The organism is Micromonospora sp. BL1, assembly GCF_003667485.1.
Taxonomy (GTDB): Bacteria; Actinomycetota; Actinomycetes; order Mycobacteriales; family Micromonosporaceae; genus Micromonospora; species Micromonospora tulbaghiae.
Genome location: NZ_RCVK01000257.1, coordinates 1 through 12072, shown reverse-complemented (window position 1 = coordinate 12072; position 12072 = coordinate 1). Strand labels below are relative to the sequence as shown.

The 12072-nt window shown below is 72.6% G+C and carries 10 protein-coding genes and 1 tRNA gene; 6 read left to right on the top strand and 5 right to left on the bottom strand.

The genetic code is table 11. From position 1 onward, the window contains the following. The first annotated feature begins 224 nt into the window (after positions 1-224). Both EAD96_RS17765 and EAD96_RS17760 read left to right on the top strand, forming a co-directional pair. Positions 225-1490, top strand: coding sequence for an aspartate kinase (locus EAD96_RS17765; RefSeq protein ID WP_091330618.1), 1266 nt, complete (start codon positions 225-227; stop codon positions 1488-1490). 6 nt (positions 1491-1496) lie between these two features. Next, a complete protein-coding gene (locus EAD96_RS17760) occupies positions 1497-2558 on the top strand; it encodes an aspartate-semialdehyde dehydrogenase (protein ID WP_121685102.1) in 1062 nt (353 codons plus the stop codon). Between the two features lie 145 nt (positions 2559-2703). On the opposite strand, the gene EAD96_RS17755 is transcribed toward EAD96_RS17760, so the two are convergent. Then, positions 2704-4161: a diguanylate cyclase gene (locus EAD96_RS17755; RefSeq protein WP_121685101.1), complete on the bottom strand. Its 1458-nt coding sequence runs from the start codon at positions 4159-4161 to the stop codon at positions 2704-2706. 178 nt (positions 4162-4339) lie between these two features. On the opposite strand from EAD96_RS17755, the gene EAD96_RS17750 reads away from it, so the two are divergent. From EAD96_RS17750 to EAD96_RS17740, 3 genes are all read left to right on the top strand, one after another. Beyond that, positions 4340-5119: a phosphodiesterase gene (locus EAD96_RS17750; RefSeq protein WP_121685100.1), complete on the top strand. Its 780-nt coding sequence runs from the start codon at positions 4340-4342 to the stop codon at positions 5117-5119. Positions 5120-5131: 12 nt separating this feature from the next. After that, entirely contained in the window at positions 5132-5824 is a 693-nt protein-coding gene (locus tag EAD96_RS17745) for a histone deacetylase (protein ID WP_120572740.1), read from the top strand. A gap of 401 nt (positions 5825-6225) precedes the next feature. After that, the gene (locus EAD96_RS17740) at positions 6226-7968 is read left to right on the top strand and encodes a bifunctional UDP-sugar hydrolase/5'-nucleotidase (protein ID WP_121685099.1); all 1743 of its coding nucleotides are present in this window, start codon (positions 6226-6228) and stop codon (positions 7966-7968) included. 93 nt (positions 7969-8061) lie between these two features. Here EAD96_RS17740 and EAD96_RS17735 read toward each other — a convergent pair whose 3' ends face one another. Further along, positions 8062-9351 (bottom strand): MFS transporter, encoded by a 1290-nt coding sequence (locus EAD96_RS17735; protein ID WP_120572742.1) that lies wholly within the window; start codon positions 9349-9351, stop codon positions 8062-8064. A 109-nt stretch (positions 9352-9460) separates the two neighbouring features. Between EAD96_RS17735 and EAD96_RS17730 the strand changes: the two genes are divergently transcribed. After that, positions 9461-9934 (top strand): hypothetical protein, encoded by a 474-nt coding sequence (locus EAD96_RS17730; RefSeq protein ID WP_233585927.1) that lies wholly within the window; start codon positions 9461-9463, stop codon positions 9932-9934. Positions 9935-9983: 49 nt separating this feature from the next. Here the strand turns inward: EAD96_RS17730 and EAD96_RS17725 are convergent, their stop codons facing one another. From EAD96_RS17725 to EAD96_RS17715, 3 genes are all read right to left on the bottom strand, one after another. Continuing rightward, positions 9984-11096: a calcium:proton antiporter gene (locus EAD96_RS17725; protein ID WP_120574097.1), complete on the bottom strand. Its 1113-nt coding sequence runs from the start codon at positions 11094-11096 to the stop codon at positions 9984-9986. 67 nt (positions 11097-11163) lie between these two features. After that, positions 11164-11838, bottom strand: coding sequence for an HAD family hydrolase (locus tag EAD96_RS17720; protein WP_121685097.1), 675 nt, complete (start codon positions 11836-11838; stop codon positions 11164-11166). Positions 11839-11918: 80 nt separating this feature from the next. Beyond that, a tRNA-Pro gene (locus tag EAD96_RS17715) sits at positions 11919-11995 on the bottom strand. Positions 11996-12072 lie beyond the last annotated feature (77 nt).

The window sequence follows — 12072 nt, the reverse complement described above, 5'->3', positions numbered from 1 at the left end:
TCGTCGACACGGTCCCGGTCATCCCACCGTACGGCTGTACCGCTTGGCGTGTCGCGTCCTCCCGGGCTGGTGAGCCGCCCCACGCCGGGGCCGGATGGTGGGATCACCCGGCCCGGCGTCGCGGCCCGCCCGATAGGCTGAGGCGGTCTGACACGCGCCGCCGGACCGAGAGACCCGGCGGCGTCGGCACGCTCAGGGTCGTCGCTGGGAGGGAGTGCACCGTCGTGGCACTCGTGGTGCAGAAGTACGGCGGGTCCTCCGTCGCCAACGCCGAGCGGATCAAGCGGGTGGCCGAGCGCATCGTGGCCGCGCGCAAGGCCGGCGACGACGTGGTGGTGGTGGTGTCCGCCATGGGCGACACCACCGACGAGCTGCTCGACCTGGCCAACCAGGTCAGCCCGCTGCCGCCGGGCCGTGAGCTGGACATGCTGCTCACCGCCGGGGAGCGGATCTCCATGGCGCTGCTCGCCATGGCCATCCACAACCTGGGGTACGAGGCCCGCTCGTTCACCGGTTCCCAGGCCGGCGTGATCACCACTTCGGTGCACGGCCGGGCCCGGATCATCGACGTGACCCCGGGGCGGCTCAAGGGCGCGCTGGACGAGGGCGCGGTGGTCATCGTGGCCGGCTTCCAGGGCGTCTCGCAGGACACCAAGGACGTGACCACGCTCGGGCGGGGCGGCTCGGACACCACAGCCGTGGCGCTCGCCGCCGCGCTGGAGGCGGACGTCTGCGAGATCTACACCGACGTGGACGGCATCTTCACCGCCGACCCGCGCATCGTGCCGAACGCCCGGCACATCAAGCAGATCACCTACGAGGAGATGCTGGAGCTGGCCGCCTGCGGCGCGAAGGTGCTGCACCTGCGCAGCGTCGAGTACGCGCGGCGCGCGGGCTTGCCGATCCACGTCCGTTCGTCATACTCGACCAACACCGGCACGATGGTCACCGGATCGATGGAGGACCTTCCTGTGGAACAGGCACTGATCACCGGGGTCGCCCACGACCGCAGCGAAGCGAAGATCACGATCGTGGGCGTGCCCGACGAGCCGGGTGCCGCCGCGGCGATCTTCGACACCGTGGCCGGCGCGGAGATCAACATCGACATGATCGTGCAGAACGTGTCCACCGAGGGCACCGGCCGCACGGACATCTCGTTCACGCTGCCCAAGGCCGACGGCCCGACCGCGATGACCGCGCTCAGCAAGATCCAGGAGTCGGTCAAGTTCAAGGGCCTGCTGTACGACGACCACGTCGGCAAGGTCTCGCTGATCGGCGCGGGCATGCGCTCGCACCCGGGCGTGGCCGCCGGCTTCTTCGCCGCCCTCGGCGCGGCCGGCGTGAACATCGAGATGATCTCGACGTCGGAGATCCGGGTCTCCGTGGTCTGCCGCGACACCGACCTCGACAAGGCGGTCCGGGCCATCCACGACGCCTTCGAGCTGGGTGGTGACACCGAAGCCGTCGTCTACGCCGGCACCGGGCGGTAACGCGCCATGCCGTCGCTGCCCACCCTCGCCGTGGTCGGGGCGACAGGTGCCGTCGGTACGGTGATGTGCCAGATCCTCTCCTCCCGGCGCAACGTGTGGGGCGAGATCCGGCTGCTCGCCTCCGAGCGGTCGGCGGGCCGGCGCGTGCAGTGCCGGGGCGAGGAGCTGACCGTCCAGGCGCTCACCGCCGAGGCGCTCGACGGCGTCGACGTGGCGATGTTCGACGTGCCGGACGACGTCTCCGCGCAGTGGGCCCCGGTCGCCGCCGCGCGCGGCGCGGTGGTGGTGGACAACTCCGGCGCGTTCCGGATGGACCGCGACGTGCCGCTCGTCGTCCCCGAGATCAACCCCGAGCAGGTACGTAACCGGCCCAAGGGGATCATCGCCAACGCCAACTGCACCACGCTGGCGATGATCGTGGCGGTCGCGCCGCTGCACCGCGAGTACGGCCTGCGCGAGCTGGTGCTCGCGTCGTACCAGGCGGTCTCCGGGGCGGGGCAGGCCGGCGTGGACGCGCTGCACCTCCAGCTCGGCAAGATCGCCGGCGATCGGGTGCTCGGGTCCCGCGCCGGTGACGTGCGACAGGCCGTCGGCGACGAGCTGGGTCCGTTCCCGGCGCCGCTGGCGCTCAACGTCGTACCGTGGGCGGGCTCGCTCGCCGACGGCGGCTGGTCCTCCGAGGAGATGAAGCTGCGCAACGAGTCGCGCAAGATCCTCGGGCTGCCCGACCTCAAGGTGTCCGCCACCTGCGTACGGGTGCCGGTGGTGACCGGTCACTCGGTCGCCGTGCACGCGGTCTTCGCCACCGAGGTGGACGCCGAGGGCGCCCGCGAGGCGCTGCGCAACGCCCCGGGCGTGATCCTGGTCGACGACCCGGCGGCCGGGGAGTTCCCGATGCCGATCGACGCGGTCGGCACCGACCCGTCCTGGGTGGGCCGCATCCGGCGAGCGGTCGACGACCCCCGCGCCCTGGACCTCTTCGTGACCGGCGACAACCTCCGCAAGGGCGCAGCCCTCAACACGGCCCAGATCGCCGAACTCCTGGCCAAGGACCTGACCCGCCCATAACGCGGCCCTCCTCCCGCCGCCCTCCCCTGTCGCCCCGTCCGGCGTTGATCTTGCACTTTCGGCCCTGCTTGGGGGGCGTATGCGGCATTTGCCAGGGCCTAAAGTGCAAGATCGCGGGGGAGAGGGGTGACGGGAGCGGGGGCGGTCAGGCGGCGGAGAGGTGGACTCCGTCTCGGCCGTGGCGCTTGACCGCGTACAGGGCCTGGTCGGCTCGGTGCAGGGTGCGTTCGGGGGACTCGCCGGGTCTCGGCAGGGCGACGCCGACGCTGATCGTCCGGCCGGTACGGCGGGCCGCCTCGGTGAGCCGTTCGGCGATCCGGACCGCCTCCTCCGGGCGGCTCACCTCGATCACCGCCACGAACTCGTCGCCACCGGTGCGGTACAGCTCGTCGCCCTGACGCAACGCGCCTTCGAGGGCCCGGGCCAGACCCACCAGCAGCCGGTCGCCTGCCTGGTGGCCGTACGTGTCGTTGACGTCCTTGAACCCGTCCACGTCGATCGCGAGCAGCGCGGTACGCCCCGGCGTGGCGGTGGCGATCCGCTGCCCGAAGGGGCCGGTGTGCCGCAGCCCGGTGAGCGGGTCCGAGCTGGCCTGCTCGCGGAGCCGGGCGAGCGTCCGCAGCCGGTCCAGGCAGGTCCACGCCTGCCCGGCGAGCAGCTCGATCAGGTTGACGGTGGTCGGATCGGGGCGCAGGCGCTGCTCGTCGGCGACGAGCAGCACGCCACCGGAGGCCGGTGTGCCGACCGGCACCGCCACCAGCGTGCGCGCGCCGGCCCGGGTCAGCGGCAGGTACTCGTCGGTGGGCGGGTGGCCGGCCTCGCCCAGCGTGTACGCCGAGCCGTACCGGTGGGCCCGGTCGATCATGCGGTCGAGCCCGGCCGGTCCGGCCGCGTCCAGCTCGGCCCGGATCCGCGCCTCCAGGTCACCCGGGGTGCCGGTGGGCGCGCCGAGGCGCGGGCCGTGCCGGCCGGTGAGCACCAGCACGGCGGCGGCGAGCGCCGACACGTCCCGGGCCGCGGCGAGCGCGGCGGTCATCAGATCCCAGTCGGTCGGCGCGGAGGTGAAGGCGGCGGCGTGCCGGAGCAGCTTCTCGCTGCGGCTCTCGGCCGGCGGTCCGCCGAGCGCGGCGATCCGGCCGCCGAGGCGGTCGGCCACCAGTTCGGCGGTCTCCCGCCACGCCGCGAGCACGACCGGCTCGCTCCACTGCAGGTCGAGCACCCCGATCGGACGGCCGTCCGGGTCGCGTACCGGCACACAGAGTTCGGCGGTGACGTCCGGGCGGACCTCCAGGTAGTCGGGGTCGGCGCTGACGTCGGGCACGGCGGCGGTGATCCCGGAGGCGTAGACCCGCCGCACCACCGAGGGTTCGGGCCGGTGACGGCCCGGCGGGGCGCCGTCGGCGGTGGCCGGCACGTGCGAGAACACCTGCCAGGCGCCGGTCGCGGCGACGCAGCGCAGACGGTCGTGGACGCGGAGCAGGACGGTGGCGGTCGCCGGGGTGTGCCGCGCGAGCGCGGCGACGGTCCACTGGCACGCCTCCGGGACGGTGGACGCCGTGGGAAGGCGCACCGTGACGTCGCGGAGGACTCGCTCGTGATCCACGTCGTTCCTGCTCGGAGGGGGTCGGGTCGCGATCAAGGGTACTCAGCGCAGCCGCCGCCGACCTTCGTACACATGTGCTATCCACAGGCTGTGGACGCAGCCTGTGGGCAGGATCGGGCCTGCGCGGGGAGGCCGCGCGGCGATAGCGTGAAGGCCCGGGCACCCGAGGAGGCGGCCGATGCTCATCGCCCAGCTCAGCGACCCGCACGTGACCACCGGCCCGCTCGCGGCCGACCCGGCGTCCGGATTGCACCGGGCGCTCGGCACGGTGCTCGCGCTGCGTCCCCGGCCCGACTGCGTGGTGATCACCGGCGACCTCACCGCCAACGGCCGGCCGGACGAATACCTCGCCCTGCGCGAGATCGTCGGCGCGTTCCCGCTGCCGGTGCACCTGGTCACCGGCAACCACGACGACCGCGAGTCGCTGCTCGACACGTTCGGCGGCACCCCCTACCTGGCCGGTGGCTTCTCGGCGCACTACCACGTCGACCTGCCGGACGCGACGCTCGTGGTGCTCGACTCGCTCACCCCGGGCAGCCCCGGCGGGCGGCTCGGCGACGAGCAGCTCGCCTGGCTCGACGGGGTGCTCGGCGGGCGTACCGACGCGCCCGCCGTCGTGTGCCTGCACCATCCGCCGGTCGCGGTGGGCGTGCCGGGCATGGACGCGATGGGTCTCGACGACGCCGACGCGCTCGCCGCCGTGGTCGGCCGTCACCCCCATGTCGTACGCGTCGCCGCGGGTCACCTGCACCGCCAGGTGACGAGCGCTTTCGCCGGTACGGTGCTGACCACCGCGCCGAGCACCTGGATCCAGGTGAGCCTGACCATGACCGACGAGGAGGAGCCGGGTTTCGTCGCCGAGCCGACCGCCTTTCTGCTGCACCGCGTCGCCGACGGCGGCTGTGTGACGCACACCGTCCAGGTCAGTCACGCCGCCGGTCGCACCTGCTGGTTCTGAGCCGCGCCGCCGATGCTCTGGTACGTCGCGTACGGCTCGAATATGCACGCCGCACGGCTCGACTGGTACCTGCGTGGCGGGTGTCCACCCGGCGGGCTGCGCACGTACCCCGGCTGCCGGGACCGCCGGCCACCGCGCCGGACGGTTCCGGTGCTGATCGACGGCGGCGTCTACTTCGCCGGGGAGTCGCGGGCCTGGACCGGCGGCATGGCGTTCTACGACCCGCTGCTGCCCGGACTGGCGGCGGCGCGCGGCTACCTGGTGACGGTCGAGCAGTTCGCTGACATCGCGGCGCAGGAGATGTACCGGCCGCCCGGCGCCGACCTGGCCGGGATCCGCGCGGCGGTCGAGACCGGGCGGGCGAGGCTCGGGCCGGGCCGCTACGAGACGCTGCTGCGCGTCGGCGTCCACGAGGGTCTGCCGATGCTCACGTTCACCGCGCCGCACCGGGCGGTGGAGGTGCGGTGGACCCGGCCCGCCCCGGTCTATCTCGGGATGCTGGCGCGCGGGCTGCGCGAGGCGCACGGCTGGGACGCCGCGCGGACCGTCGGCTACCTGGCGGGCCGCCCGGGGGTCGCCGGTCGGTGGACGCGGCCGGCGTTGCGCAGGCTCGTCGGCACCGCCCACAGCGGACCTCCGACCGGCCCTCCGGAGCGTCAGTCGAGTTCGGACAGTTTGCTCGAAATGCCGGGCCGGCGGACATGAACGACCGTTCGGTCCGCGATGGGTGTCCGGCAGGAGGTGATTCCGGCAAGGACGGTTGCCAGCGCAAGGAATTCCGCGTGACATGAGCGTCGGCGCCGGCTCCCTGTCCCTGGGAGCCGGCGCCTTCGACGACGGACGGCATCGACAGCGTGCGCCGCGCGGAATTTCACCTGACCGTCATGTCCGACTCGTCCGGCAGACCGGTACGGGCCGCCCGAGGCAACGACGATTCCTGATGCCGCCCCGTTCGACCTGGCGGCCGGTGGATGAGAAGCTACCCCGGCGGGGCGGCGTTCCCCCGAGTACCGCCCTCCGCGATCGACACCTGTCACGGCACGGATCAGGGTCGCCGGGCGAACCATCGCCCGGACGCCACATACCGGCACCTCACGAGGAGTTCCATGTCCGTCACCGGGATGCGACGCCGGGCCGCCGTCGGCCTGGCCGCACTCGCCGCGACCGCGTTCACCGCGGTCGCCGTCACCCCCGACCAGGCCGAGGCCCGCCCGAAGCCGGTCGACGTCCAGTTGCTCGCGATCAACGACTTCCACGGCAACCTGGAGCCGCCGACCGGTTCCAGCGGCAGCATCGACGGCCAGCCCGCCGGTGGTGCGGAATACCTGGCCAGCCACCTGAAGTCGATGCGCGCCGCCGCGAAGCAGCAGGGCAAGGGCACGGTCACTGTCGCCGCCGGCGACCTGATCGGCGCCTCGCCGCTGCTCTCCGCCGCGTTCCACGACGAGCCCACCATCGAGGGGATGAACCTCGCCGGGCTGGAGTTCGCGAGCGTCGGCAACCACGAGTTCGACGAGGGCGCGGCCGAGCTGCTGCGCATGCAGCGCGGCGGCTGCCACCCGGTGGACGGCTGCGCCGACGGCACCCCGTTCGGTGGCGCCAAGTTCACCTACCTCTCGGCGAACGCCTTCAAGACCTCCACCGGCCTGCCGCTGATGCAGCCGTTCGGCATCAAGATCGTCAAGGGCGTCCCGATCGGCTTCATCGGGATGACCCTGGAGGGCACCCCGAACATCGTCAGCCAGCAGGGCGTCGCCGGCCTGCGGTTCACCGACGAGGCCGACACCGCCAACAAGTACGCCAAGATCCTGCGCCTGCTCGGAGTCAAGAGCATCGTCGTGCTGCTGCACGAGGGCGGCGTGCAGAACGGCGGCGGCATCAACGACTGCACCGGGTTCAGCGGCCCGATCGTCGACATCGCCAACCGGATGGACCCGTCCATCGACGTGATCGTCAGCGGGCACACCCACGCCGCGTACAACTGCAACATCAACGGCAAGCTGGTCACCAGCGCCAGCTCGTTCGGTCGCCTGGTCACCCAGATCGACCTGAAGATCGACCCGCGTACCCGCGACGTGGTGAGCGCGTCCGCGAACAACGTGGTGGTCACCCGGGACGTGAAGCCGGACCAGCCCTCGACCGACCTGATCAACCGGTACAAGACCGCGCTCGGCCCGGTGGCCGACCGCGTGGTCGGCGAGACCACCGCCGCGATCACCAAGACCCAGGAGAACCTGTACCAGACCGGGGTCGACGTCAACGGCAAGCCGACGTACCAGACCGGTGAGTCGCCGCTGGGCAACGTGATCGCCGACGCGCAGCTCGCCGCGACGGACACCGAGCAGAACGCGGTCGCCGCGTTCATGAACCCCGGTGGCGTCCGCGCCGACCTCGACGCCGGCCCGGTCACCTACGCCGAGGCGTTCACCGTGCAGCCGTTCGCCAACAACCTGGTGACGCTGGACCTGACCGGTGCGCAGCTCTACTGCATGCTGGAGCAGCAGTTCACAGTGGCGCGCGTGCTCTACGCGTCCTCGACGGTCAACTACGTCGTGGACGTCAACGGCACCACCGCACCGGCCGGCACGCCGTGCGCCGGCACCCGGGTGGTCCGGGGCAGCCTCACCATCAACGGCACCCCGGTGACCGACACCGCCACCTACCGGGTCACCGTGAACAACTTCCTCGCCGGTGGCGGCGACGGCTTCAGCGTCCTGACCGGTGGCACCAACGCGGTGACCGGCCAGATCGACCTGGACGCCTTCACCGCGTACCTGACCGAGAAGTCGCCGGTCTCCCCGCCGGCGCTGGACCGGATCCGCACGACCACCGAGGTCGCCGCCGGCTGACGGCCGACCGCACCACCGAACGGGCCCCGGAGCGACGCTCCGGGGCCCGTTCGTGTCCGGCTGCACGCTTCGCCGCAGGCCGCAGGCTTCGTGTCAGGTCGCCCGCGCGGGCTCGGGCTCCGGCGTCGCGGCCGCCGTCGGACGGCCGTCCTGCGCGGCGGTGAGCAGCGGACGCAGCGACAGCGCGAGCACCGAGGCGGCCAGGCAGCCGCCCACCACGACGGCGACCCACACCCGGCCGTTCGCCGCGGCGATCAGCGGACCGGCGGTGACCGGGCCGACCACCCCGCTGATCCCGAAGATCATCGAGCTCATCGCGTTGTACCGGCCGCGCAGCTCGTCGGTGGCGAGCGCGTTGGTCAGGGCGGGCATGACCGGCGACAGCATCGTCTCGCCGAACCCGAAGATCGCCGAGCAGGCCACCACGCCGAGCGCCGCGAGCACCGCGTTGCCGCTGCCCACCACGCCGGCCGCGCCGAGCACCAGCCAGGCGCCGGCGAAGACCGCGCCCACGGTGGCGAGTGCACGGGTACGGCTGCGCCCCTCCAGCCGCCGGATCACCAGCAGCTGCGAGAGCACGATCATCACGGTGTTCGCGGCCAGCGCCCACGCCACCACCCGGGGCGTCACCTCGACCACCCGCACCGAGTACGCCGCGAAGCCCACCTCGATCTGCGCGTACCCGCAGGTGGTGAGCACCAGGCCGAAGACGACCAGGCGGCGGAACGGCCGGTCCCGCAGCACCGTGAGGTAGCCGCCGGTGCTCCGGCCATCGGCCTTCGCGCCCGTGGCCACGGCCGGCCGGCGCCCGACGTGCGGCAGGCTCAGCAGGATCAGGGCGGGCGTCAGGTAGCTCACCGCGTCCAGCAGGTAGATCACCTCGAAGGTGATCGGACGGGCCACGTCGACCACCGCGCCGGAGATCAGGCCGCCGGTGCCGATACCGAGATTGAGCAGCGCGAAGTTGAGCCCGAAGACGCGCTGCCGCTCGCCGTCGCCGGTCAGCGACGCGAGGATCGTGTTCTGCCCGGCCCAGATCGCCGAACTGCCGACGGCGACGAGCGTCATCACGCCGAACGCCGAGGCCGTCGAGTCGACCAGCGCCAGCGAGCCGGTGCCGATCGCCTCGATCACCAGGCAGGGCAACACCACCCGGCGCGCGCCGAACCGGTCGATGAACGTGCCGGCCAGCGGCGAGAGAGCCAGCGTGACCGCGCCGAACCAGCCGATCACCAGCCCGGCCCGGGTGTCGGTCAGACCGCGCACGTCGGTGAGGTAGATGAACAGGAACGGCAGGGTGAGGCCGCGCCCGACGGCGGAGAACAGCGTGCCCAGGAGGATCCGGCGGGCTTCGGGACGGGCGGGCAGGGCGCGGCGCAGCATGCTGGGATTCTGTTCGGCGGGTACGACGACCGCGACCCGTTTACCCCTTACACACGCGGTTGCCGGGCCGGAAGGTGAGCGATCACACGTGCTCTGCCATGCTGATCCGGTGACGACGACCTGGCGGCACCTGCCCGCACCGGCCCGCGAGATCGCCGAGACGGCCACCGACGCGGTGACCGCCGCGCGTGAGCGCGACGCCGAGGCGTACGCCCCGGCCGTCGAGCGGCTGGCCGCCGCCGACCGGGCCGGGCTGGTGCTCGGCGGCGTGGTCCGGCTGCTGCTGGAGGAGGGGCACCCGGACGGGCTGGACGGCGACGACGTACGGCAGGTGCTGGAACGGTGCGTGCGGTCGGCGGCGCCCTGGTGGCCCGACGTCGACCCGCACGTGCTGCTGGTGCTGCTGGCCGGCGCGCTCGGCGTCTACGACCCGGGCGACGACGAGAACCCGCCCGATCCGGCGGCGATCGCCCGGCACGCGCCGCTGCTGGTGGCCGACCTGCTGGCGGTCACCGGGCGCCCGTTCGCCGAGTACCTGACCGCCGCGTTCGCCGAGGTGGCGCGGACGGAGATGCACGACTGACGGGTCTTCGTTGTCCGGCGGCCTACGGGCCGGCTGCGGGCGTGCCTGCTCAGGGGCTGGCGGCCAGGAAGACGAACGCGGCGAGCAGCACCAGGTGCACGCCGCCCTGGAGCACAGTCGCCCGGCCCGGCACCACGGTGAGCACAGCCGTCACCGCGGTCAGCGCCAGCAGCGTCATCTGGGTGCCGCCCAGGCCCAGCACCAGCGGCCCGTCCAGCCAGATCGAGGCGATCGCGATGGCCGGGATGGTCAGGCCGATGCTGGCCATCGCCGAGCCGAGCGCGAGATTGAGGCTGATCTGCACGCGGTCCCGCCGTGCCGCCCGAGCGGCGGCGAGCGTCTCCGGCAGCAGCACCAGCAGCGCGATGACCACACCGACGAAGGCCTGCGGCAGGTTGGCGGCGCCGACCGCCGTCTCGATCGCCGGGGAGATCGTCTTCGCGTCGCCCACCACCGCGACGAGCGCCACCACGAGCAGGGCCAGGCTGGCCAGCGCGGTACGCGTGGACGGCGGCTCGGCGTGCCCGTCACCGTTCTTGTCCTCGGCGAGGATGCTGCCCTCCTGCGTGACCGGGAGGAAGTAGTCGCGGTGCCGGCCGGTCTGCACCATGACGAACAGCAGGTAGAGCGCCAGCGAGGCGACGGCCGCGAAGGCGAGCTGCGCGGGGGAGAACTCCGGCCCCGGCCGGCTCGTGGTGAACGTCGGCACCACCATGCTGAGCGTGGCGAGCGTGGCCACCGTGGCGAGCGCCCCGCCGGTGCCCTCCGGATTGAACACCGCCACCTGCCGGCGCAGTGCGCCGAGCAGCAGCGACAGGCCGAGGATGCCGTTGCAGGTGATCATGACGGCGGCGAAGACCGTGTCCCGGGCCAGCGCCTGCGTCTTGTCGCCACCGCTGATCATCAGCGTGACGATCAGACCGACTTCGATCACGGTGACCGCCACCGCGAGCACGAGTGACCCGTACGGTTCGCCGACCTTGTGCGCGACCACCTCGGCGTGGTGCACCGCTGCCAGTACGGCCACCGCGAGCAGGGCCGCCACCACGAAGATGAGCGGGCCGGGTAACTCCCGTCCCCAGGTCATCACGAGCACGAGCACAGCGACCAGGGGCGCGACGGTGGTCCAATCGGTCAGGCGGGATCGGATCGTCGGCGGCATGCGCATACTTTGCCAGGGGGCAGAGTTGACCGCGCGTGGCGGGGTGGCTCCGGGCAGTCCTGTCGATCTATTCGATCGAGGCCGGTTGCTCCACGTGGGCGAGCACCTCGCGGAGGTTCCCGATCACGATTCCGATCCAGCCCGGATCGGTGTCCTGGTGTTCGGTCGTCCGGAGCACCGTCATGCCGACCGCCGCCGCGCCGGCCAGCTCACCGTCCGCGCCGTCGCCCACGTACACGCAGTCGGCCGGCGTGACGCCCAGCCGCTGCGCGGCCGCACGGTAGATCGCCGGGTCCGGCTTGGCCAGCCCGACCGCACAGGAGAAGACCGCGACGTCGAAGCGCCGGGCGAGCGGCCCGCCCGCCCACGCCTCGGCCGTCTCGGAGGTGGCGTTGCTGATCAGGGCCAGCCGGTGCCCGCGCTCCCGCAGCGCGTCGAGCACGTCCAGCGTGGCGGGCGAGACGCGACCCAGCACCCGGTGGGCGAGGGTCAGCCGGTGCGCGGCGGCGCGGGTCACCTGCTCATCGGTCGGCGAGCCGCCGAGGCGCCCGGCGAGGATGCGGACGGTCTCCTCCGCGTTCCACCGGACGAGCCGGTCCCGCCAGGTCGCGTGGTACGCGTCGACGAGCGCCGCCGGATCGACCCCGACCATGAGCGCCATCTCGCCCACCACGCGGTCCCTCTCGTCGTCGGCGCCGTGGACCAGGGTGTGGAAGAGGTCGAAGACGACCGGCCGTGGCATGGCGGGATCCTACTGCGACGGTGAGCGGGGCCGGGGAAACGCAGAGGGCACATCCGATCTCGGATGTGCCCTCTTACCTCTGGTCGGGGTGGCCGGATTCGAACCGACGACCTCTTCGTCCCGAACGAAGCGCGCTACCAAGCTGCGCCACACCCCGAGGCGTGCCGACAAATAGTAGCCCACCCGCCCCCACGGTAAAACTGGGTACCTGTCTCTTATACACACCTGACGACG

What these genes read in the sequence shown, in the direction of transcription:
- EAD96_RS17735 (WP_120572742.1), bottom strand. Translation starts at nt 9,351, where the DNA reads ATGCTGCGCCGCGCCCTGCCCGCCCGTCCCGAAGCCCGCCGGATCCTC.
- EAD96_RS17720 (WP_121685097.1), bottom strand. Translation starts at nt 11,838, where the DNA reads ATGCCACGGCCGGTCGTCTTCGACCTCTTCCACACCCTGGTCCACGGC.
- EAD96_RS17740 (WP_121685099.1), top strand. Translation starts at nt 6,226, where the DNA reads ATGTCCGTCACCGGGATGCGACGCCGGGCCGCCGTCGGCCTGGCCGCA.
- EAD96_RS17745 (WP_120572740.1), top strand. Translation starts at nt 5,132, where the DNA reads ATGCTCTGGTACGTCGCGTACGGCTCGAATATGCACGCCGCACGGCTC.
- EAD96_RS17725 (WP_120574097.1), bottom strand. Translation starts at nt 11,096, where the DNA reads ATGCCGCCGACGATCCGATCCCGCCTGACCGATTGGACCACCGTCGCG.
- EAD96_RS17750 (WP_121685100.1), top strand. Translation starts at nt 4,340, where the DNA reads ATGCTCATCGCCCAGCTCAGCGACCCGCACGTGACCACCGGCCCGCTC.
- EAD96_RS17760 (WP_121685102.1), top strand. Translation starts at nt 1,497, where the DNA reads ATGCCGTCGCTGCCCACCCTCGCCGTGGTCGGGGCGACAGGTGCCGTC.